The sequence below is a fragment of the Bariatricus sp. HCP28S3_A7 genome (assembly GCF_052066375.1).
Lineage (GTDB): Bacteria > Bacillota > Clostridia > Lachnospirales > Lachnospiraceae > Allocoprococcus.
Genome location: NZ_JBQHSG010000019.1, coordinates 1 through 21741, shown reverse-complemented (window position 1 = coordinate 21741; position 21741 = coordinate 1). Strand labels below are relative to the sequence as shown.

The 21741-nt window shown below is 41.5% G+C and carries 21 protein-coding genes and 3 pseudogenes; 11 read left to right on the top strand and 13 right to left on the bottom strand.

The features are described from left to right. Positions 1-12: 12 nt before the first annotated feature. Both ACTNA4_RS11835 and ACTNA4_RS11830 read right to left on the bottom strand, forming a co-directional pair. Positions 13-339, bottom strand: coding sequence for a hypothetical protein (locus ACTNA4_RS11835; protein ID WP_235904592.1), 327 nt, complete (start codon positions 337-339; stop codon positions 13-15). Between the two features lie 85 nt (positions 340-424). Continuing rightward, on the bottom strand, positions 425-1318 hold the full coding sequence (locus ACTNA4_RS11830) for a hypothetical protein (protein ID WP_441026693.1): 894 nt from the start codon (positions 1316-1318) through the stop codon (positions 425-427). 137 nt (positions 1319-1455) lie between these two features. On the opposite strand from ACTNA4_RS11830, the gene ACTNA4_RS11825 reads away from it, so the two are divergent. Next, positions 1456-2139, top strand: coding sequence for a Crp/Fnr family transcriptional regulator (locus ACTNA4_RS11825; RefSeq protein WP_044924472.1), 684 nt, complete (start codon positions 1456-1458; stop codon positions 2137-2139). Positions 2140-2257: 118 nt separating this feature from the next. Here the strand turns inward: ACTNA4_RS11825 and ACTNA4_RS11820 are convergent, their stop codons facing one another. The 7 genes from ACTNA4_RS11820 to dinB all read right to left on the bottom strand — a co-directional run bounded on the left by ACTNA4_RS11820 (position 2258) and on the right by dinB (position 7907). Next, the gene (locus ACTNA4_RS11820) at positions 2258-3949 is read right to left on the bottom strand and encodes an FAD-dependent oxidoreductase (RefSeq protein WP_441030223.1); all 1692 of its coding nucleotides are present in this window, start codon (positions 3947-3949) and stop codon (positions 2258-2260) included. 1 nt (position 3950) lies between these two features. Further along, positions 3951-4271 carry a rhodanese-like domain-containing protein gene (locus ACTNA4_RS11815; protein ID WP_028086465.1) on the bottom strand — a complete coding sequence of 107 codons (321 nt, stop codon included), beginning with the start codon at positions 4269-4271 and terminating at the stop codon, positions 3951-3953. Positions 4272-4283: 12 nt separating this feature from the next. Further along, a complete protein-coding gene (gene trxA, locus ACTNA4_RS11810) occupies positions 4284-4589 on the bottom strand; it encodes a thioredoxin (protein WP_028086464.1) in 306 nt (101 codons plus the stop codon). Positions 4590-4694: 105 nt separating this feature from the next. Beyond that, positions 4695-5255 carry a sigma factor-like helix-turn-helix DNA-binding protein gene (locus tag ACTNA4_RS11805; protein WP_441030221.1) on the bottom strand — a complete coding sequence of 187 codons (561 nt, stop codon included), beginning with the start codon at positions 5253-5255 and terminating at the stop codon, positions 4695-4697. 326 nt (positions 5256-5581) lie between these two features. Then, positions 5582-6127: a hypothetical protein gene (locus ACTNA4_RS11800; protein WP_026650125.1), complete on the bottom strand. Its 546-nt coding sequence runs from the start codon at positions 6125-6127 to the stop codon at positions 5582-5584. 275 nt (positions 6128-6402) lie between these two features. Then, positions 6403-6642, bottom strand: coding sequence for a hypothetical protein (locus ACTNA4_RS11795; RefSeq protein ID WP_026650126.1), 240 nt, complete (start codon positions 6640-6642; stop codon positions 6403-6405). Between the two features lie 20 nt (positions 6643-6662). Next, positions 6663-7907, bottom strand: a complete 1245-nt coding sequence (gene dinB, locus ACTNA4_RS11790) for a DNA polymerase IV (RefSeq protein ID WP_095906918.1) — start codon at positions 7905-7907, stop codon at positions 6663-6665. A gap of 193 nt (positions 7908-8100) precedes the next feature. Here dinB and ACTNA4_RS11785 point away from each other — a divergent pair, with 193 nt between their 5' ends. From ACTNA4_RS11785 to ACTNA4_RS11775, 3 genes are all read left to right on the top strand, one after another. Beyond that, positions 8101-8553, top strand: coding sequence for a helix-turn-helix domain-containing protein (locus ACTNA4_RS11785; RefSeq protein WP_095906919.1), 453 nt, complete (start codon positions 8101-8103; stop codon positions 8551-8553). A 77-nt stretch (positions 8554-8630) separates the two neighbouring features. Next, positions 8631-9185 carry an ImmA/IrrE family metallo-endopeptidase gene (locus tag ACTNA4_RS11780; protein WP_055182584.1) on the top strand — a complete coding sequence of 185 codons (555 nt, stop codon included), beginning with the start codon at positions 8631-8633 and terminating at the stop codon, positions 9183-9185. Between the two features lie 33 nt (positions 9186-9218). Next, positions 9219-9512, top strand: coding sequence for a hypothetical protein (locus ACTNA4_RS11775; RefSeq protein ID WP_026650130.1), 294 nt, complete (start codon positions 9219-9221; stop codon positions 9510-9512). 72 nt (positions 9513-9584) lie between these two features. On the opposite strand, the gene ACTNA4_RS11770 is transcribed toward ACTNA4_RS11775, so the two are convergent. Continuing rightward, on the bottom strand, positions 9585-10340 hold the full coding sequence (locus ACTNA4_RS11770) for an 8-oxo-dGTP diphosphatase (RefSeq protein WP_049946956.1): 756 nt from the start codon (positions 10338-10340) through the stop codon (positions 9585-9587). Between the two features lie 282 nt (positions 10341-10622). Here ACTNA4_RS11770 and ACTNA4_RS11765 point away from each other — a divergent pair, with 282 nt between their 5' ends. Together ACTNA4_RS11765 and ACTNA4_RS11760 are read left to right on the top strand one after the other, a co-directional pair. Beyond that, positions 10623-10946 carry a MobC family plasmid mobilization relaxosome protein gene (locus ACTNA4_RS11765; RefSeq protein ID WP_026650133.1) on the top strand — a complete coding sequence of 108 codons (324 nt, stop codon included), beginning with the start codon at positions 10623-10625 and terminating at the stop codon, positions 10944-10946. Further along, on the top strand, positions 10913-12271 hold the full coding sequence (locus ACTNA4_RS11760; RefSeq protein ID WP_114001569.1) for a relaxase/mobilization nuclease domain-containing protein: 1359 nt from the start codon (positions 10913-10915) through the stop codon (positions 12269-12271). The genes ACTNA4_RS11765 and ACTNA4_RS11760 overlap by 34 nt, the downstream gene beginning before the upstream one ends. Before the next feature lie 66 nt (positions 12272-12337). Here ACTNA4_RS11760 and ACTNA4_RS11755 read toward each other — a convergent pair. From ACTNA4_RS11755 to ACTNA4_RS11745, 3 genes and pseudogenes are all read right to left on the bottom strand, one after another. After that, positions 12338-13003, bottom strand: a pseudogene (locus tag ACTNA4_RS11755) (SIMPL domain-containing protein). Then, on the bottom strand, positions 12990-14318 hold the full coding sequence (locus ACTNA4_RS11750; RefSeq protein WP_114001571.1) for an ADP-ribosylglycohydrolase family protein: 1329 nt from the start codon (positions 14316-14318) through the stop codon (positions 12990-12992). Before ACTNA4_RS11750 ends, ACTNA4_RS11755 begins: the two are co-directional and overlap by 14 nt. Positions 14319-14957: 639 nt before the next feature. Then, positions 14958-16307 (bottom strand): annotated as a pseudogene (locus tag ACTNA4_RS11745) (recombinase family protein); the annotation flags it as partial. Positions 16308-16592: 285 nt separating this feature from the next. Between ACTNA4_RS11745 and ACTNA4_RS11740 the strand changes: the two are divergent. From ACTNA4_RS11740 to ltrA, 5 genes and pseudogenes are all read left to right on the top strand, one after another. Beyond that, positions 16593-17576, top strand: coding sequence for a DUF6017 domain-containing protein (locus ACTNA4_RS11740; RefSeq protein ID WP_007037034.1), 984 nt, complete (start codon positions 16593-16595; stop codon positions 17574-17576). A gap of 31 nt (positions 17577-17607) precedes the next feature. Beyond that, a complete protein-coding gene (locus tag ACTNA4_RS11735) occupies positions 17608-17829 on the top strand; it encodes a DUF5348 domain-containing protein (RefSeq protein ID WP_002569164.1) in 222 nt (73 codons plus the stop codon). A gap of 41 nt (positions 17830-17870) precedes the next feature. Next, positions 17871-18347, top strand: a complete 477-nt coding sequence (locus ACTNA4_RS11730; RefSeq protein ID WP_007037035.1) for a PcfB family protein — start codon at positions 17871-17873, stop codon at positions 18345-18347. Next, positions 18344-19927 (top strand): annotated as a pseudogene (locus tag ACTNA4_RS11725) (VirD4-like conjugal transfer protein, CD1115 family); the annotation flags it as partial. The gene ACTNA4_RS11730 and the pseudogene ACTNA4_RS11725, both read left to right, overlap by 4 nt. Beyond that, positions 19913-21475: a group II intron reverse transcriptase/maturase gene (ltrA, locus tag ACTNA4_RS11720; protein ID WP_441030246.1), complete on the top strand. Its 1563-nt coding sequence runs from the start codon at positions 19913-19915 to the stop codon at positions 21473-21475. The pseudogene ACTNA4_RS11725 and the gene ltrA, both read left to right, overlap by 15 nt. Positions 21476-21741 lie beyond the last annotated feature (266 nt).

The window sequence follows — 21741 nt, the reverse complement described above, 5'->3', positions numbered from 1 at the left end:
GACATATTTTTATTATACATCACCTTTATATTTATATATAATGTTTAGAATCTCCTCAGTTGTTCTAATAATTACTTTTTGTTTTTCTTTCGTTGTTATAGATTTGCTTTCTTCTTCAGATAACGAAGAATAAAGGTGGATGGTATTAGCATGATGCCATATCTCATCGCAAATTTTCTCAATTTCATCAGCACTCCGAAATGCCTGGTCTGTTTGCATTTGCAAGTGTTCTCGTTGCTCTTCCAGATGATTCATCTGTTCTAGTAACTGATCCCTTTCTTTCTGCAATCGATCATGTTGTGCTTGCAGTTGATCTATTTGTATTTTAATTTCGCTCATCTTTTCTTTCTGTCTCCGCATAAGCATCATCAAATATACAACTACAACTACAAATAATAGTATTATGTACAGCATAAACTTATCCTCACGACACATATATTTCGACGGTTTTCCGCAAATCAACTATTGATAATGGCATAGAAAGAACAGTTAGTTTTCCTGAATTCTTTTTAATTTCAACAGCATCAGGATTGCCTGTGATTAAAATTACAGGTGTTGTCCTGTCCGCACGCCATGGCTGATTCGGTTGGCTCGTCATATCTTCGGTAACAATCCAAAGATCCGGCTTATGTCTGCCTAATCTTGTTTTAGCACTTTCCGGTGTGTAAAACAGCATGATCTGATCTGAAATAAATTGCAATGTTTCTTTTAATCCTTTTGCATAACGTTCACTGCCACAGACCAGTGCAATAATAGAAGCAGCTTTCTTTTTTTGTGTTACCTGAATAAAATCCAAAACTGGTGTATTATAGAGACTAAAGTCTTTTTCCAAATGAACTTTATCATAATAACTCTTTGCTGCCTTGCACATCCTCAGACAAAACTGTTCTATGTCTATACGAATATCGTTTCCGTTCTCCTGTATGTTCATACTTTCCAACTGACAAACTGACATTCCACAGTTTAGTCCAAGATGAAAGCGTATATTATTTTCATCATTCAAAAATCCTTTATTTTGATGAAGATATTCACATCGAAGCTGCCAACAGCGTTCTCCGCAAATATATGGCTTTTCATCGGATTGAGATAGTTTAAAGTAGTCCCCTGCATATTCATCAAACCAGCGAATATACTGGGTTCCCACATCACGGGTCGGATTCTTTTGCCGATCCAGCATAACCCGGCCATCTCGATAATGTTTAACAATTTCCGGGAAAGCAATACCTCCGCAAATATCTGGCAAAGTCAATGCCAATGCCAGTGCAGACTGCCATCGTCTATCTACAATATTCAGTTCTACTTCTTCAATTCGGTCCAAAAATGTAAAACTGACATCTCCCTGCATTATTTATCCCTCCCTCATATTCACAACAGTCATGTACTATAGTCAGTATATTTTTATTTATGTCATATGTCAATTATATAATTGACGCATCTAAAAAAAGTAAGTATACTATGTTCGTAAAGGAGATAACTGTTATGAGCTTCGAAAATTATTTTCCACTATGGAATGACTTAAATACAGCACAGAAAAAAGTAATTTCAGACAATTTGATTACACGGGATGTAAAAAAAGGAACGATCATTCACAACGGAAACCTGGATTGTACTGGATTATTACTGGTTAAATCCGGGCAGCTTCGAACTTACATACTTTCAGATGAAGGACGAGAAATTACACTTTACCGCCTGTTCGATATGGATATGTGTCTTTTATCCGCCTCATGTATCATGCAGTCCATTCAATTTGAAGTAACCATTGAAGCAGAAAAAGATACTGATCTTTGGATCATCCCTGCTGAAATCTATAAGGACATCATGAAGGAATCGGCTCCCGTCGCAAACTATACCAATGAATTAATGGCTAGCCGTTTTTCTGATGTCATGTGGCTGATTGAACAGATCATGTGGAAGAGTTTGGATAAGCGTGTTGCTTCATTTCTTTTAGAAGAGACCTCTATCGAAGGAACAAATGAACTGAAAATCACTCACGAAACTATCGCAAACCATCTTGGTTCCCACAGGGAAGTGATCACTCGAATGCTTCGATACTTTCAGGGCGATGGTCTCGTCAAACTCTCACGCGGCAAAATCACCATCCTTGATTCGAAAAGACTGGAAACACTACAAAGATCATAAAACTGTTTTTCTATGACATCTAAAGAATCCTCCATTTATCAGAATTGTGAAAGTCATTCTAATAAATGGGGGATCTTTTTACGCTACAAGTAAATTATAAAATTATTGTGATTATTTTTTAATAATCCATACCACATGCATATGCCCTTTCAATCAGCGCACGGTCATTAACCACTGCATCATAGAAGCGGAATCCACCGGAGAAGTTGTATGTTTCATAACCGTTTCCTTCCAAAATACGGCTGGCAATGTAGCTGCGCAGACCACTTTGGCATATCAAGTAAACAGGCTTTCCCTTCTCAATTTCATTGATACGTTCCCTTAGTTCATCTACAGGAATATTTCTGAATCCATCCATATGCCCCCTATTAAACTCACCTACAGTTCTCACATCCAGCAATACAACACTTTTATCTTTAGAAATCTTATCCATATCTTCCAGATGCCATTGTTTTAAGGTACCTTTTGCTATATTGTCTATCATGAATCCTGCCATATTTACAGGATCCTTGGCAGAGGAATACAGCGGTGCATATGCAAGATCCAGATCTTTCAGCTGGGTTGCCTTCAGCCCTGCATGAATTGCTGTTGCCAGCACATCAATACGTTTATCAACTCCTTCATATCCAATAATCTGAGCACCAAGCAAACGATAAGTCTCTTTTTCAAAAACCACCTTCATGGTCATCACTTTTCCACCAGGATAGTAACCGGCATGACTCATAGGAGAAAGAATTACTGTATCTACATCTAATCCTGACTTTTTGGCATTGGTTTCATTGATACCTGTAGTGGCTGCTGTCATATCAAATACTTTGATAACGGAGCTTCCCTGACTGCCCAGGTAACGGCTGTCACCACCACAAATATTATCAGCGATGATCCTGCCCTGCTTGTTGGCTGGTCCGGCCAAAGAGATCAGCGCATCATCACCCGTAACATAATGTTTTACCTGAACTGCATCACCTGCTGCATAAATATCCGGTACAGAAGTTTCCATTCTGTCATTCACTACGATACTTCCCTTGATGCCAAGTTCCAGACCAGCTTCTTTTGCTAATGCTGTGTCTGGTGTAACTCCGATTGCCAGCACCACCATATCAGCCTGAAGGGATGGATTATCTTTTAATAGAACCTCTACTCCATTGTCCTTTTCTTTAAATCCTTCTACTGTATAGCCCAGTACCAGTTTTATCCCATGCTTTCTCATTTCATTATGGATCATGGATGCCATATCCGGGTCAAATGGGTTCATCAGCTGCTTAGGCCGCTGGACAATTGTAACATCCATGCCAAGCTCCCTCAAATTTTCTGCCAGTTCCAGACCAATAAAACCGCCACCTGCCAATACAGCCGATTTTGGATGATTCTTATTTATATATTCCTTTATCCGAAAAGTGTCTTCTACAGTACGAAGTGTAAAAAGTTTATCCATACCTACTCCGGGAAGTCTCGGCTGTGTTGGCTTTGCACCTGGAGAGAGGATCAGCTTATTATAGTTTTCTTCAAATATCTCACCATTCTCTAAATTTTTCACTGAAACCGTTTTTCGTTCCGGATGTATGGAGATAACTTCATGATGAATTTTCATGTTAATACGGAATCGTTTAAAAAAACTCTCTGGTGTCTGTAGTGTAAGTTCTTCTGGGTCTGTGATCACGTCTCCGATATAATATGGAAGCCCACAATTCGCATAGGATATGTATCCGGATCTTTCAAACACAGTAATTTCTGCATGTTCATCCAATCTTCGTATTCTTGCTGCAGCTGTAGCTCCTCCGGCTACACCGCCTACGATTATTACCTTCATCTTATTTTTCCACCTTTCCTGAATAAGCAGCAATGCCACCAATATTATTTACTTTAGAATATCCCATTCGTTGCAACATCCCAGTTGCTTGACGACTTCGGGCTCCGGAATAACAGTATACAAACAGCGGTATTTCTGTATTCTTCACTACCGAAACAACATTGTTAAGTTGTTGCAATGGCACATTTTTACTTTCTGGTATATGCCCTTCCTGATATTCCTGCGGCGTACGAACATCCAGCAGAACTGCACCAGCAGTCTTTTTATATTCCTCTATCCCTTGATTAATATTCGCCTGTTTTAAAAAATCAAAAAATCCCATTAACGCACCTCCTTAAAGCATCTCTAAGATTGCCTTCTTAGGTCTTGCCCCTGAAACTTTTGTTACAATCTTCCCATTCTTCATAACCACCAAAGTTGGAATACTCATAATACCAAATTTACTTGCCAGTTCTGGCTGCTCATCCACATTGATCTTTCCAACTTTGATATCAGGGCGTTCACTTGCTATCTCCTCTATGATAGGAGCCACCATACGACAAGGAGCACACCAAGGAGCCCAAAAGTCTAAAAGAACGGTTTTCTCGGAATCCATTATTTCATTCTGAAAATTATTTTTATTGATATTAATAGCAGACATTTTACAGTCCTCCTTGTTTTTTCTTTTGTGGCTTTATTATAATCTGAAATTCATTTGTTTTCTGTGATATCATCACATTATTATCATGATTAATTTTTAACTAATTTATTTTTTCATCTTATGATCCGATGGCAGTCTCACTTCTCCGGTCCTTTTCTTCATAATAGAATTCTGCGTCTCCATCTGTGTTGGAATATAATCACTTTCCTGCAGAAATACACCTGCCGCCTCAGCATATGATTCATATCCAGCTGCTTTCATTCTCTTTAACATTTTTGCCAAAGCACTGTTTTTGTCTCTACTCACCTGACGTGTGCTGATGCCCAGTTCCTCTGCTGTTTCCTTAACCTGTTTTCCCATAATAAAATAATCGCTCACGATTTTCTTTTCTTTCTCTGTCAGATCACTGAAGAGTTCTTTGAAGAAGATCTCGGTTGTGATATCCGATGCAATGTCACGTCCGCTATCTGCGATAAAGTCTGTCGCACAACCGTTTTCTGACTCTAAACCACAAAATAATACTGTATTATTTCTCTGATGCTGCTGATCAAACATATAATGTTCCTTATTATAAAAAATATTAAGAACTTCCAGCTCCTCTGCAGTAATATTAGCGTATTTCACCTTCTGGTATCTGTCGTAAAATGTGTATTTTCTTTTTTCCATGATTGTTCCTCCGATTTGTCGTTTTTGTTGATTTGTGACAAATCGAAAATCATGGATATCTGGCATAATGCCTGCCTCTTCCCTGCATCTTGATATGCTCTTCCTTTCCGGCATCTACCTGTTAAAAAGGAAGCTTTTTCAAATCTGCAACCTGTTTTTGGGTATAAAAAAAGGCCATGCCCTTCCGGGCACAGCCTGACGCCTTATAATTTGAGAAAAGAAAAACCTCCGCAAACATTACGTCTGCGAAGGTCTATTTCTCTCAGCATATCAATTCTAACATGCACGTATTTTCATTGTAATACCATTCACATGCCAGTTTACTGTCAGTTCACTGCCACTTTACTTCCACTTTTCTTCCAGTTTATTTCCTCCATCTTATTCTGTATCTTTTCCGGTCGTGTAAATGCCCAGAGCATTGTTGCATACAACCGGATTGCTTTCTTACGGTTTCGATAGTAAGTGGTGCTTGGCATATCATCCAGCATCAGCATCACATCTTCATTGGTATTTCCTGCTTCAAAATATCTATATTTCAAAAGCCGATAATACAGCTGTCCATTCTTTGGATAATCCCTCAAAGCTATCAGGGAATCTCTCATTATTTCCAGCAAACAGAGATTCATATCATTATTCAGAAGCTTTTCCTGAATTCTGCGTTTCTCTGCAGTCGCATCGAAATCTACCAGATCATATAACATTTCCTTCAGATGCTTCCCTTCTTCTGCATACATTTCATAATCTATATCCACAAGATTCTTCTCAATACGGAACATTACCTTGGTATACTGACTCAGCAATAATTCCGTATTCTTATAAGCATCCTCTGCCACTTCTTCCATATTGATAAACATATCCTGTATTCTCTGCATAATTGTCCTCCTTCCCGACCGCTTCCGCAGCCAGACCAATCATTGTATTGTTTGTTCCATTCACAGTCTGTCACTGTCCTAACATCTCTTCATGCAGATTCCGCAGAAATATCCGCTGTGGGATAGCTTCTATTTCTGGCTGACCGGCAACTGTATGATCTATTGAAAGCAATCGGTTCTCACGGGAAAGGATGTATCCCCGACTGCTGATGTTCTCATCGAATATCTATCTCTCCAAAGGGGGCCCTGATTCAGGGCTCCCTTTTAGGACGCCGTTATTTACGTTCCATAAACCATTTATAATTTTCTTCATAAGTCAGATGACAGATTTTTCCACCCACCTGACAGGTATAACGATATCCGGTTCCGCCAGCTTTTCGGCTGGCACAACGCTCCGGTTTTGAAACCTTATCAATCGCATACTTACGTCCATCTTCCCAGACAAACGCTGTAGGGATCAATTCTCCTTCCCGGCTGAATACTGCCAGGACATCTACATACACTTTAGCTGTCATTACAAAACACCTGCTCTCTCCTATCCATGAAAATATGCTTGTGGATGAACCGTATGTTCCTTAGCATTCAGCTGTGCCAGTATCTTATCCTGATACATAAATGCTCTCTGAATACTCTGATAGCCAAACCTTCCACGGATCTCATCTACCACCTGGTCCATCTTTTTGATTTTTTCTCTTTTTGTTTCATCCATAAATAAATCAAGCTGATAAGGCATCTCTTCTGATACCAGATCACATCCTCGAACACCAAGACTACGAATCGGATGTTCCCAGTTATAATTTTTCTGAAATAACTCAAATGCAGTTCTGGCAATTTCTTCTGTAAGATTACTTGCCCTGTCCAGCTTGCACTGTCTCGTGAAATGATACAGACCATTATCCCGAATCGAGATTTCTACTGTCCTGCATTGAAAACCATTTTCACGCAGCCTGGCTCCTACACTCTCTGAAAGAGCCATCAAAATAATCTTGACATCCAATTCACTAACAAGATCTCTTGGCGTTGTTGTGCTGTTCCCGATAGACTTGATTGGTGCTTTATATCCTTCTACCGAAACTGGAGTTTCATCCCATCCATTTGCAAAGGTATGAAGTACCAATCCCATCTTTCCAAGATATGTTTCTAATATAGAAGATTCTGCTCCTGCCAAATCTCCAATCGTACAAATGCCAAGTTTCTTCATCGTCCGTTCAGTACTTCGTCCGACCATAAGTAAATCTCCTACTGGAAGTTTCCATGCAATATCCTTGTAATTGTCTTTGGAAAACTCTGTAATGGCATCTGGCTTTTTATAATCAGAACCGAGCTTTGCAAATATCTTATTCCAGGAAACACCAATACTTACGGTAACACCTAGTTCATATTTAATCCGACTGCTGATCTCTTTTGCAATCTTCATTCCGTCTCCCTTGACAGAAGTGCTGGCAGTTACATCCAGCCAGCTTTCATCAATCCCAAATGGTTCTCTCTGATCTGTGTATTCACTGTAAATCTCCTGTGCCATTCTGGAAAACCTCAAATAAAGATCCATGCGAGGCGGTACAAAAATTATTTCCGGGCAAACCTGCCTTGCCTGCCACAATGCCATACCTGTTTTTACTCCGGCTCGCTTTGCAATATAATTCGCAGTCAGCACAATTCCATGTCTTGCTTCCGGATCGCCCCCAACTGCCATCGGCTTTCCGGCAAGTTCCGGATGATGCAACATCTCGACACTTGCGTAAAAGCAATTCATATCTGAATGAAGAATTGTCCTGCTCATAACATTCACCTACCAGTCTAAAAATCGTAATAAAACTTCTTTGCTTCATATTGACTTTGTGAAGTTTTTGAATTATAATTTCTACTAACTTCACGAACATTTGTTTGTATTTTATACGTGATAATGAACTCTGTCAATAGTTTTTATAAAGTTGATGAAGTTACGATTTCAAAAACTTGGAAAGGATCCCACTATGAATTTTTCAGACAAGATTAAATTTCAACGAGAACAGAATCATCTGACGCAGAAAGAACTTGCAGAACTGGTCGGCGTATCACAGCGTGCAATCGCAGCTTATGAAAGTTCCGGCACCATCGCACGAATCTCTACTATGAGAAAGCTCGCTCATGCATTAAATGTCTCTTATGATTATTTAAAACATGACGAGATTACAGATCCTTCTTATGGAATTGAAAAAATGGATTATATTGATGAAGTCAATGGACAGCTTGGTGAAAAAGGAGCCAAGGACATCAATGAGATTCTCGAAGCCAACCGTGCTCTTTTCGCTGGTGGCGAACTTGACGAAGAAGCAAAAGATGCTTTCTATCAAGCTGTAACCAAAGCATATCTTTCCTGTAAGATGGAAGCTAAAAAGACATTTGGACGGAAAAAGAAAAACACTGAAACGGAAAGTGATTCATAGGTGTCCGTATTTTCGTACAGCACTTTTGCTACTCTATACTTGTAGCAAACTATCTTATGAAATATCGAGGTGTTTTTATGAGTTCAAAATGTATAAGAGACACTGTTAATAAAGTAAAAACAAAATATCAGGAAAGTGATCCGTACCGCCTTGCAGCCGCTATGCATATTATTGTTAAGAAGCTTCCGCTTGGAACTGATCCAAACTGTTGTAAAGGCTTCTGTATGCGGGAATGTCGAAAGACCTGCATCGTCATTAACAGCGATCTGCCGGAAATCATACAGCAGATTATCCTGATCCACGAGATTGGGCACGCACTCCTTCATCAGAAAACCCTTCAGATCAAGTGTTTTCATGATTTTGAATTATTCGATGGAGTATCACAATGTGAATATGAAGCGAATTGCTTTGCCGCTGATTATCTTCTGGAGGATGAAGATGTCCTGGAGATGCTTAACGCTGATATGTCATTTTTCCAGGCTGCAGCTGAACTGAAAGTTCCACCGGAACTTCTTGATTTCAAATTCCGAATGATGAAACGTAGCGGTGTTCAGATTGTAGATTCTCCGATTACTTCCAACAGTGACTTTTTAAAAGATATCCCTACTTCGGGAATAATAGAAAATTACTAAATATGCTATTTTTGAAAAAGGAGATTTTTGAAAATGATCAACTTAAATAAACATAGAATAGACTTTGGAAAAGGGGATGTAGGCATTGGTGTCATCGGTAACACTACAGATTCCGCACAACTGGCATTTTATAATCAGAGTGCACGTCCCATCCATATACTCAAGAATCCAGATCAGAATCCTGGGTTCGAACCCATGGAATTTAAAGAAGAACCTTTTATCATGAGCTTCTCCAATCCTGAAAGCATTGATGCAGTTATTTCAATTTTACAACGTGCCAAATATATTAATTTCACTTCCAAAAACGAACCGCAAAAAACAGAATAGATGAATGATGTATCTTATAAAGAATGGCTGTCTTTTCTCCAATGAGCAGGCAGCCATTTCTCATGTAATTCTTTAATACAAGTCTCCCACATATCCATCTGCTTCCAGATGCATATAGCACTCGTCCACCTTCTCTGATTCCAGAATCCGCAAAACGTGTTCCATACCTGTAGCAAGTTCTTTTGTTTTTAACTCTTCCAGCGGAATCCAATAAACTCTTCCTTCCTCAGAACTCTTTAATTCTCCGGTAAACTTATCCGCTTTATACAAGGTAATAACATAGTGCACTCCGCTCTTATGCCAATGATATAATCCTCCAAGCTTCGGTGCTTCAACCGTAAGTCCTGTTTCTTCCCAGACTTCCCGAATCATAGATTTCTGAAAAATCTCATTTGCTTCTACGTGACCGCCTGGAAAAGTTGTACCGGTATAGCTATCATTTACTTTATCCAGAGCCAGTACATTCCCTTTATGATCCTGAATCATACACATATTCATAAAACAGACCTTCTCAATCTGACTCTCTTCTTTTTCATTCAGAGATTTTCTGACACGTTTGTTGATATCCGATCGTTTGGATTTATAATGCTTGAAGACCTCTCCATACGGAATCCAGATTTCTGCATCTTCAATTTTTTCATAAACAGAATCCACCACTTCTTCCAGATGTTTGTCACTCGGAAAAGTACATTTTTTCATATAATAATCTCTGGTTGCCTGAAACATCCATTCCGCAATCTTTTCTTTCTGCTTCATTTTTAACTGGGAATACTTCTTATTCGTTTGCAGTAATCTCCCATCTATCATCTTATGGTTTTTCCGTGACATCGGTTTGACCTCTTTTCTTCTTTTTCATTCAGATTTTACTATACCACAGAATCATGCTTGCGTCATACTTCTGAGCTTCGATGTCCTCTTTTTCTTCTCTCAGTACCTTATTTATAGAGGGTTCTTTTTTAAGACTCTCTTCCGGCGGCTGTGCCACCGGTAAATAGCAAGGACAGGAAGTGTATATACACTTCCGGAAAACCAGCAATTTAGGGAACCCTGCCCTAAATTAAAAACACAGAAGTCACTACTTCGAAGAACCAAAGAAAGGAGAATCTGCCTATGGCAAAGAGAAAAAGAAATATACAGATTTTGTTTTGTGTTTCCCCAGAAGAAAAAAAGCTTATTCGTAGAAAGATGATTGAATCAAAGACAAAAAATATGGGAGCTTATCTTCGTAAAATGGCAATCGACGGTTACATCGTCAACACCGATACCACTCCACTGAAGAAACAGTATGAGGAAATGCATAAGATCGGTGTGAATATTAATCAGATTGCCAAAAAAGTAAACAGCACCGGTGATCTGTATCCGGAAGAAAAGCAAGAATTAAAAGAGATGGTGAAAGAATTATGGCGTATCTTAAGATCTTCCCAATTAAAGTAACAGACAAGAAAGCTCTGGACTACATCACGAATCCAGATAAAACAGATGAAAAACTGTTAGTTTCCAGTTTTGGCTGTTCCCCGGAAACTGCAGATCTTGAATTTTCTATGACAAGAGAAATGGCAAAAAAGAATGGAATGGACAAAGGTGATAACCTGGCATTTCATCTGATCCAGTCATTTAAACCTGGAGAAGTTGATGCCGAAACTGCCCATCGCTTAGGGCAACAATTTGCAAACGAAGTACTGAAAGGAAAATATGAATATGTGATAAGCACCCATGTTGATAAAAATCATATCCATAACCACATCATCTTTAATGCAGCAAGTTTTGTTGATCATCACAAGTATGTTTCCAATAAGCGGAGCTACCATAAAATCTGCCGGATCAGTAATCGTATCTGCCATGAAAATGGACTTGCCACCAGTATGCCAACCGGAGAAAAAGGCAAAAGTTATAAGGAGAACATGGAATATCATCGTGGCACCAGCTGGAAAGCCAAGCTACGTGTTGCAGTTGATAAAGCAATCTGGACTTCCATCAACTATGAGGAATTTTTACAAAAAATGCAGTTAGCCGGATATGAAGTCCGACAGGGAAAACACCTGTCCTTCTGTGCACCGGAACAGAAAAACTTCACTTATATGAAATCTCTTGGAAGCTATTATTCAGAAGAAAATGTCCGCATCCGTTTGGCAAAAAACCGTAACAAAATAAAAGCTCCAAGGCATCTGTCCAGAGAAGCTCGCCTGTATATCAATATCTCCACTTATGTTACGACCGGCAATCGAGAAGGATTTGAACGATGGGCAAAACTAAATAACCTGAAAGAAGCGGCACGCACCTTCAACTATCTTTCCGAAAATAACCTGCTGAATTATGAAGATTTCCAACAGCATGTTTCTGATGTTGATGCTTCTGTTAAAGCGGCTGATCAAAGAATAACGCAAATCAACAGTGAGCTGAGCACACAGAAAATCATTCAAAAACACTGTGATTCTTACCGTCTCTGCCGAAAAGTGATTGAAGATTGCAAATCTGCTAAAAATCCAAAAGCATACCGAACCAAACATCAAGCAGAATACCAACTGCACGATTCACTAAAAAAAGAGCTTCAGGATCTCGGTGTTACCAAAATCCCAAGCTCTAATAAAATCCAGAAGAGGATAGAAAATCTTGAATCTGAACAAGCTGCTACTGTCCGGGAAAAACAAGAATTGCAGAAAAAGCAGAAGACACTGAATATCATTAGACAGAATTTCACAGCACTACTTAATGCTCCGGAGATGCAAATTCCCATATCAGAAAAAGAGCTAACTCTCTAAAAAGAAGGAGGTACCTACTTTAACGGTGCCTCTTGCTTTTCGTCTAATCTATTTATATCTTCCTCTTTATGCAATTTCCCATATTACAGTTGCCGTATCAATAACATTAATATCGTCTGCCTCAATATCTATATCATATGCTCCCGGTGCACTCATTTCACATTCCGTACACTCCATTAATCTCATTTCATTCAATGGCTTTGTTACAAAATCTATCTCTCCCCAAGAATAATCAATTGCCTGTATTTCACCCAATTTCACATTTGCTGCTGTTGTAAGCACCTGTGCCTTTTGAATGGAATCCTCGATTGCTTTATGTAACAGCTCATTTTTACATTTTTCTACATCTGCCACTGTATACTCAATAGAAAACTCTGGCCTTAATGAGCTATGAGCCAAAGCGTAAAGGACTTGCCCTAATCTTTTATTATCAGCTGCAAACTCTATTTTCATATGGTGATTATACTTATAACCTTTAAATCTTCGCTTCCAGCTCTTATCTCTGTCCTAATAGCTTTCATATTCTGTATCGACATTAAAATATACTGTTTTAAGGTCTTTTCTCTGAAAACCAAGTTTCTCAAACAAATCCTTGAGAAGCTCTGTATCTTCTGTTGACCTTCGGAGAGTATCTTCATATTCTTTGCAAAGTTCTTCCTTGTTGACATATAACCGGATTTTATCCGGCTTTACTGCTATTTTCCCTTTTCCTGTAACTTTAATTGTTCTCATCATCTTTGCTCTTCCTTTCATTCTCATTATATTCATACCCATTGATTAAAAGCTCTATCATCTTCTTTGTCATCTGAATATACTTACCAAACGGATTAATCACAATTCCATTCACCTGTTCCCAATTAAGTGCCAGACGAAGTATTGATTCAATAGACTGATTCATCTGCACATTTCCAGCAGAACCCTTATGCATCTCTTCAGAAGATGTAAATACTCCAATCCATTCTTTTTCATCAGAATCTTTTACAGTCTCTATTTTAAGTCTTACATCATGGTCAAGCGAAATCGTGTCACCAGCCTTTACTTTACTTATCTGTTCTTCCGACATAAAAGGATTTTCCGTGATATATGGAACAATAACTTCTCCTGCCTGCTGCATTCTTGTTACCATAACTTCCATAAATAACAGCATTCCATTTTTATCCTGCTGAATATAATACTGGTCGATTGCTGCCTCAATCATCTGATTTGCCTGTGTCTCATCCACTTCATCTGAATAAGTATCCACGCTCCTGCCAAGTACATGATCAAATTCATCAAGAACATCCGTCATCAGTCCCTTATCAATCCGGCTTTTACACTCTGCAATCAGCACAGCTGGGATCCCATAAAATGCTTCTGCAATACTTCCTGTAATAGCACCAAGCGTATCCGTATCTCCACCAAGTGATACTGCATTCCGTATGGCATCCTCAAAATCTTTGGATTCCAGAAATGCGATGATTGCCTCTGGTACTGTTTCCTGACAGCTTTCAACATGATGGTAGTAGGTTCGGATATTATCCAATGTTCTACTCAGATCATAATGAAATTCCCTCTCGATATAAGTTTTGATTTCTTCTTTTGAAGATCCATTCCTTGCCATATATATTGCACTTGCAGTTGACTCTGCACCCTTTATACCTTCTGGATGATTATGTGTCACATTCGCTGTAGCTCTAGCTACCTCTCTGGTTCTTTCCATCGAATCATAAAGCCAGCCTACTGCTGACACTCTCATGGCTGAACCATTTCCATAGCTTCCGTATGGCTTCGGATTATTTTCTTTAAGCCAATGTCTGAAGCTTCCACCATAGCCTGCATGTGGATATCTTTTTCCCCAATCCTGCATATTGGATGCTACCGCATCTTCAATTTTCTTTACTGCTGCTTCCGGTCCGACTGCCAGGAGAGCTTCTCCAACTGCTATTGTCATAACAGAATCATCTGTAAAGCCACAGCCTTCACTAAACAAATCAAAATTCTTTGTTTTATCACCTCTGTCAAACTCAAACGGACTTCCTATAATATCTCCTAAAATTGCTCCGTACATATATGCCTCCAATTCCCGGATTACTCCGGCACCTCTCTTTCTCTGTTACAATATGAGTATAATTAAAAGGCATCTTCATATGGTCGCTGTTTGGGCGACACTTTCAGAAAATAAAAATGCCGGTACAATATTGCACCGACACTAATTTCTCTAATATTTTTCATTTTGTTCTGACCATACTGGCGTACCATATTTTTTTCTTGCCACATCGCAAATTGCCATTAAAGCATAATAATTAACCCGATTAGGATAATGCACAGCAGGGTGATAATAATCAAGCACCAATGTATCCTTCCAAAGCGCCAACATATTATCCCATGTATCATCATTCTGTAATTCTTCCCCTAATACAAGTTTCAATAGACTGAGATTATTCCCACATACAATGATATCCGGTTGTATAATTTCCAATTCACGCTTTATTTCCAGCCTGTCTTCAAGTGCGTATTTTTTCAAATCTTCATATTCAGATTCGCTTCCGCCATTGCTTTTTTTCACATTGACCACTGCAATACGGTCTATGATTTCTTTTTCCTTAGAACGTAATACTTCATCGTCATACTCACAGATATTATCGTTAAATGCATTATATATTGCCTGTGTCCATATTGCTACCTTTCTCCACATAGTCCATGGACGTTCACAATCATGCAAGCCTTGATAATTTCGGATAAGGGCGAGGAAGTCACGGATTCCCCGTGATTTCTCGTAGCTTTCATTAAGAGTTTCCGTCACCTCTTTCAGCCTTGCTTCAATTTCAAGCTGCTCTTTCTGGTATTTCCCCGACATCATCTCAAAATTCCGCTCGGTAATACGCTCCATGACCTTATCCTCGTAGAGAGAGGAAAACAGCCTGTCCAGTTCCGCAAGGCGTTTGTTCAGCTTCTTACGTTCTTTCTCTAATGCTTTCGCCCTGCTCTGGTCTGTTTCCGTGAGCCGCTTTTCTATGGCCCTGACCGCCTTTTCATCATTCACTGCCATATCCGCAAAACAGTTGATGTCGGCAAGAACGGCATTGAATAAATCCCTTGCTTCTATATTGTGGGCACTACACTCGCTTCTTCCGTTTCTTGCATAATTATTACATGAATACTGTACACAGTCGATAATCTCTGGGCGTTTCCTCCTGTGTACGTTCATTGCCCGCAGAGCACATCCGCAGTCCACACACTTGATAACGCCTGCAAAAATATTTACAAATCCTCCCTTGTTCTGTGGAAGCCTACGACTTGTAATAAGCTGTTGGACAATATCAAATTCCTCCTGCGTGACTATTCCCTCATGGGTATTGGGTATCACTTCCCATTCTTCGGGCAGCTTAGAGGGGCGTTTCTTGCTTTTCATATTGGCGGCAATCCGTTTGTAGCCTACAAGATTTCCCGCATATATCGGGCTTCTTAAAATGCTCCTCACGCTGTTCCCACTCCAAATATAGCGTTTGTCCTCGTTCCCCTCAAAATGACGTTCAAAGCCTGTTTCGCCACGCTCCGCCGCATAAGCGGCAGGGCGTAGGATATGCTGTTTATTAAGATGTCTGCAAATTTTGGCAACTCCATTCCCTTTTAATGCAAGGTCGAATATCTCTTTTACAACATGTGCCACTTTATCATCTATCAGCAGATGGTTGTGGTCGGCAGGGTCTTTGATATAGCCATAAGGGGCGGTAGTTCCCATGAATTTCCCCTGTTGAAACCTCGCCCGATATGCCGATTTTATCTTAACAGATATGTCAGCGGCATACATTTCGTTTAAAATGTTGCGGAAAGGCGTGATGTCCATAGCAGATTTATTCAAGGTATCTACGCCGTCATTGACCGCTATATACCTCACGTTATGCTCTGGGAAGAAAACTTCCAGATATAACCCACAATCAAGATAGTTTCTCCCCAGACGGGATAAATCTTTCGTAATCACGCAGTTTATCAGACCGCTTTCAATGTCTTTTATCATATTCTGGAAACTTGGTCTTTGGAAAGCTGACGTTAGATAACGATACTTTTGAAAACACTGGAAAATCAAGGTTTTTCGAGCGACGGACAAGCAGGGTATTGTACTAAAAACTGAATACGACGCAGAAGCGGCGTTTCTTACTCTCTACATGGGAGAACAGGAACGCCGCTTTTTTCATGCCCTTTGTTACGCAGTAGGGGCAGAAAAAGCCTTGCTACAAGCGGTTTTCCGGGCGCGTATCTGGCGCGGAAAGGGATTTATACCTTATCCCCCGAAACCGCGCTTCTACTGCGTAACAAATCCAAAGCAAAGGAGCTATGAACTATGGCAGTTTTCAGAGTGGAACGAAACAAGGGCTATACCGTAATGAGCAACCACCACCTACGCAACAAGGAGCTTTCCCTAAAGGCAAAGGGGCTGTTGTCGCAAATGCTGTCACTCCCCGAAGATTGGGACTACACCTTGAAAGGCTTATCCCTTATCAACCGGGAGAAGATAGACGCTATCCGCGAAGCCATTAAGGAACTTGAACGCGCCGGGTATATCGTCCGTTCAAGGGAGCGCGACGAGAAAGGACGCTTGCGGGGCGCGGACTATGTGATATTCGAGCAGCCGCAGCCGCCTACGCCGGATTTACCTACATTGGAAAATCCAACATTGGATAATCCAATGCAGGAAAAACCAACATTGGAAAAACCTACGTTGGAAAATCCAACGCAATTAAATAAAGATATACAAAGAACTGACTTACCAAAAAAAGAAAAATCAAATACAGATTTATCAAGTACCCATTCCATTCCTATCCTTTCCCCTAACCCCTCTCCTTGCAGAGAAGCGGCTGCGCCGCCGGAACGGAAAGGAACGGAAGCGGCAGCACAGAGCGCAGTTGATATATACCGGGAAATCATCAAGGACAATATCGACTACCACATTCTCAAACAGGACATGAAGTTTGACAGTGACAGGCTGGACGAGATTGTAGACCTCATGCTTGAAACCGTATGCACCGCCAGAAAGCGGGTACGGATTGCGGGGGACGACTACCCGGCAGAGCTTGTGAAGTCAAAGTTTATGAAACTAGACGGCGAGCATATCCGCTTTGTGCTTGACTGTATGCGGGAGAACACAACCAAAATCCGCAACATCAAGCAATATCTGAAAGCCGCCCTTTTCAACGCCCCGTCCACAATCGGCAACTACTACACTTCCCTTGTCGCCCATGACATGGCAAGCGGCGCACTGTCACCGAAAAAGCCGCAGTACGGCGACCCGGACTATTATTCATGCAATGAGGGCGAAAGCCTGTAACCACCCACAACCACAAAAGGAGGATTTTATTATGGCACAGAAAATGACAGGAGCATTGGTATTTGACGAGCGCACCGACCGTTACGACATCCGCTTTGACTTAAACAGCTACTACGGGGGCTTGCATTGCGGCGAGTGCTTTGACGTATTCGTGCGGGGCAAGTGGAAGCCGACCCGGATTGAGTACGGCGACAACTGGTATCTTGTGGGTATCAGAGCCGAGGACTTGAACGGGCTGCGGGTGCGTATCTGACCGCCGCCCCATAAAGAAACGCGAAAGGAGGACGCGACAAATTGCAGGACGAAGTAAACGAAAAGACCATAGCCCTTTACATCAAGACCGGGAAGCTGACCGCGCAGACGCTCCAAAAGGCAATGAAAGCCATACTGTCAAAGGGCAAAAAGCAGCTTGCAAAACCGCCACAGGGCAAGCAGAGCTTAAAGCAGCTTATGAAGCAGAACGCGGGCGTTTCCAACATTGAGATTACCGAGGGCAATATCAAAGCCTTTGAGAGTACGGCGAAAAAGTACGGTATCGACTTTGCGCTGAAAAAGGACGCGACGGAAAGCCCGCCCCGCTATCTGGTTTTCTTCAAGGGGCGGGACGCGGACGTACTGACCGCAGCCTTTAAGGAATTTTCCGCAAAAAAGCTGACACAGGAGAAAAAGCCCTCAATCCGAAAGCTGCTCTCTACCCTCAAAGAAGCTGCACAGGGCAGAAACGCGGAACGGGCAAAGGTCAAGAACAAGGACAGGGAGGTATCGCTATGAAGCCGGAAATCAAGAAGCTGCTTATCCTAAATCTCCCGTATCTGCTCTTTGTCTGGCTCTTTGATAAAGTGGGCGCGGCTGTCCGGCTCTCCCCCGGCGCGGACGCAAGCGCAAAGCTGCTACATCTTGGGGACGGTTTTACCGCCGCCTTTTCCAGTATCGCGCCGAGCTTCCACCCGGCAGACTTAGCTTTAGGCATTGCGGGGGCGGTCATTGTCCGGCTGATTATCTACACCAAAGGCAAGAACGCGAAGAAATACCGCCGCGGGACAGAATACGGTTCGGCGCGTTGGGGCGGGGCTGACGACATAAAGCCGTACACCGACCCGGTATTTGAGAACAATATCCCCTTAACGCAGACGGAACGGCTCACCATGAACAGCCGCCCGAAGCAGCCGAAATACGCAAGAAACAAAAATATCCTTGTAATCGGCGGTTCCGGCAGCGGCAAGACCCGGTTCTTTGTGAAACCGTCGCTCATGCAATGTACGTCAAAGGATTTTCCAACGTCGTATATCGTCACTGACCCGAAAGGAACACTGATTTTGGAAACCGGGAAAATGTTACAGCGGTACAAATACCGTATCAAAGTGCTAAATACGATTAACTTCAAAAAATCCATGAAATACAATCCCTTTGCCTATCTGCGGAGCGAAAAGGACATTTTGAAGTTAGTCAATACCATTATCGCCAACACCAAAGGCGACGGGGAAAAATCCGGCGAGGATTTCTGGGTGAAAGCGGAAAAGCTCTACTACACCGCGCTAATCGGCTACATCTGGTATGAAGCCCCGGAGGACGAGAAGAACTTCACGACGCTGCTTGAGATGATAAATGCGTCGGAAGCCCGCGAGGACGACGAGGATTTCCAGAACCCGGTTGACCTCATGTTTGAACGTCTGGAAGAAAAAGACCCGGAACATTTTGCAGTCAAGCAGTACAAAAAATACAAACTTGCGGCGGGCAAGACCGCAAAAAGCATACTTATCTCATGCGGCGCGAGGTTAGCCCCATTCGACATTAAGGAGCTGCGGGAGCTTATGGAAACCGACGAAATGGAGCTTGACACCATAGGCGACAGAAAGACCGCCCTTTTCGTCATCATCAGCGACACCGACGACACTTTTAACTTTGTCGTTTCAATCCTTTACACACAGCTATTCAACCTCTTGTGCGACAAGGCAGATGATGAATACGGCGGGCGGCTTCCCGTCCATGTTAGGTGCTTACTTGATGAATTTGCGAATATCGGGCAGATACCAAAGTTTGAAAAGCTCATTGCAACGATACGGAGCCGGGAAATATCCGCGTCAATCATCTTGCAGAGCCAGTCACAGCTAAAAGCCATTTACAAAGACAACGCCGATACCATAGTCGGCAACTGCGACACCACGCTTTTCTTGGGCGGCAAGGAGAAAACCACCCTTAAAGAAATATCGGAAATTTTAGGAAAAGAAACGATAGACAGCTTTAACACGTCCGAAACAAGGGGGCGGGAGCTTTCGCATGGGCTGAACTATCAGAAATTGGGAAAGCAGCTTATGACGGAAGATGAAATTGCAGTCATGGACGGAGGGAAGCCCAATGGAAAGACCAGACCTCTGGGAATTCCAACTATCGTGGATCGGATCGTACAGCAATGTATTTTGCAGGTCATGGAGCCGATATGTGAAGCAAAATTCAGTGAGAACTCCAACGGGTTCCGCCCGAACCGTTCCGCTGAGACTGCTATTGCGCAATGCATGAGGCTGATACAGGTACAACATCTGTACCATGTGGTTGACCTCGATATTAAAGGCTTCTTTGACAATATCAGTCATACAAAGCTGATTCGTCAGATATGGGCATTGGGAATCCGGGACAAAAAGCTGTTATGCATTATAAAAGAGATGCTGAAAGCACCTGTTGTTCTGCCAGATGGGGAGAAAACATATCCCACACGGGGTACCCCGCAAGGCGGTATTTTGTCGCCATTGCTTGCAAACATCGTATTGAATGAGCTGGATTGGTGGATTGCCTCACAATGGGAGGAGATGCCAACAAAAACAAAATTCAAAACGAGGAGCAATGCGCAGGGAACAGAGATTAAGAGCCACGCTTACAGGGCTCTGCGCCGGAGCAGATTAAAAGAGATGCATGCAGTTCGGTACGCAGATGATTTTAAAATTTTCTGCGCAACACATGAGGATGCTGTCAGAGCATACAAGGCAACAGAGTTATGGCTAAAGGACAGGCTGGGGCTGGAAATCAGCCCTGACAAATCCAAAGTAGTTAATCTCAAAAGACAGTATTCTGATTTTCTCGGGTTCAAACTGAAAGTCCGTAAAAAGGGTAAGAAATATGTAGTTCGGTCTCATATGAGCGATAAAGCATACAAAAAGGCTCATGAAAAAGTCTCGGAAGAAGTAAAGAAACTGGCTCATTCGTCAGATGATAATGCTCAGTTCATGCAGCTTCAGAAATATAACTCTGTAGTTGCCGGACTTCATGAATACTATTGTATTTCTACAGAAGTATCTCATGACTTCAGCAGACTTGCCTTCAGTATCAACAAACAGCTCAGAAACAGACTGAAAGGCGACTTATCCAAAAAGGGACAACTCAGAAATGGGTTCATCAAAGAAAAATATGGAGCAAGCAGACAGATGAGGTTCCTTCATGGACGTCCGGTGGTTCCACTGGGATATGTCCAGTCAAAGAATGCCCAGCATAAAAGGAAATCCATCAATAAATATACGGTCAAAGGTCGGGAACAGATTCATAAGAATCTTGCAATCGACACAGCGACAATGTTATGGCTGATGAGAAATCCTGTAAAGGGCAGAACCATTGAATATGCGGATAACCGTATTTCTTTGTATGCGGCACAGTATGGTAAATGTGCAGTGACAGGAATTCCGATGGATTCCCACGATATTCACTGCCACCATAAAGTGCCGGTTAGCAATGGCGGTTCGGATGAATACGCAAATCTTATTCTTGTCAGCAAAGCGGTTCATATCCTTATCCATGCTTCTTCAGAATCTACGATTGAGAAGTACCTGAAATCCTTAAATCTTGACAATAAACAAATAGAAAAGCTTAACAAACTCCGTACTATGGCAGAAATGCCACCTATTATTCTTTGAATTTAATGCTGTAACGAAGTGTGTAAGTTGTGTTTAAAAGCCCTGGACGGCTGAATTCGATGGAGCGCCGTGTGCGGTGAAAGTCGCATGCACGGTGTGGAGCGGGGGAAAATCCGGAGATAACTTCAAAGGATTACCTATCGCTATCGGGCGCAAATGCTCATGTACGGTAAAGTATCACAAGAAAATTATGTCGAATTGACAGCCGCCTCCGCTATACCGAATAAGGAAATAAAGAGTCCTCAAATTTTGCGCTACTAAATGAA

Coding starts and splice junctions, on each gene's coding strand:
- ACTNA4_RS11835 (WP_235904592.1), bottom strand. CDS start 339: ATGAGCGAAATTAAAATACAAATAGATCAACTGCAAGCACAACATGAT.
- ACTNA4_RS11825 (WP_044924472.1), top strand. CDS start 1,456: ATGTTCGTAAAGGAGATAACTGTTATGAGCTTCGAAAATTATTTTCCA.
- ACTNA4_RS11820 (WP_441030223.1), bottom strand. CDS start 3,949: ATGAAGGTAATAATCGTAGGCGGTGTAGCCGGAGGAGCTACAGCTGCA.
- ACTNA4_RS11815 (WP_028086465.1), bottom strand. CDS start 4,271: ATGGGATTTTTTGATTTTTTAAAACAGGCGAATATTAATCAAGGGATA.
- trxA (WP_028086464.1), bottom strand. CDS start 4,589: ATGTCTGCTATTAATATCAATAAAAATAATTTTCAGAATGAAATAATG.
- ACTNA4_RS11805 (WP_441030221.1), bottom strand. CDS start 5,255: ATGGAAAAAAGAAAATACACATTTTACGACAGATACCAGAAGGTGAAA.
- ACTNA4_RS11800 (WP_026650125.1), bottom strand. CDS start 6,127: ATGCAGAGAATACAGGATATGTTTATCAATATGGAAGAAGTGGCAGAG.
- ACTNA4_RS11795 (WP_026650126.1), bottom strand. CDS start 6,642: ATGACAGCTAAAGTGTATGTAGATGTCCTGGCAGTATTCAGCCGGGAA.
- dinB (WP_095906918.1), bottom strand. CDS start 7,907: ATGAGCAGGACAATTCTTCATTCAGATATGAATTGCTTTTACGCAAGT.
- ACTNA4_RS11785 (WP_095906919.1), top strand. CDS start 8,101: ATGAATTTTTCAGACAAGATTAAATTTCAACGAGAACAGAATCATCTG.
- ACTNA4_RS11780 (WP_055182584.1), top strand. CDS start 8,631: ATGAGTTCAAAATGTATAAGAGACACTGTTAATAAAGTAAAAACAAAA.
- ACTNA4_RS11775 (WP_026650130.1), top strand. CDS start 9,219: ATGATCAACTTAAATAAACATAGAATAGACTTTGGAAAAGGGGATGTA.
- ACTNA4_RS11770 (WP_049946956.1), bottom strand. CDS start 10,340: ATGTCACGGAAAAACCATAAGATGATAGATGGGAGATTACTGCAAACG.
- ACTNA4_RS11765 (WP_026650133.1), top strand. CDS start 10,623: ATGGCAAAGAGAAAAAGAAATATACAGATTTTGTTTTGTGTTTCCCCA.
- ACTNA4_RS11760 (WP_114001569.1), top strand. CDS start 10,913: ATGGCGTATCTTAAGATCTTCCCAATTAAAGTAACAGACAAGAAAGCT.
- ACTNA4_RS11750 (WP_114001571.1), bottom strand. CDS start 14,318: ATGTACGGAGCAATTTTAGGAGATATTATAGGAAGTCCGTTTGAGTTT.
- ACTNA4_RS11740 (WP_007037034.1), top strand. CDS start 16,593: ATGGCAGTTTTCAGAGTGGAACGAAACAAGGGCTATACCGTAATGAGC.
- ACTNA4_RS11735 (WP_002569164.1), top strand. CDS start 17,608: ATGGCACAGAAAATGACAGGAGCATTGGTATTTGACGAGCGCACCGAC.
- ltrA (WP_441030246.1), top strand. CDS start 19,913: ATGGACGGAGGGAAGCCCAATGGAAAGACCAGACCTCTGGGAATTCCA.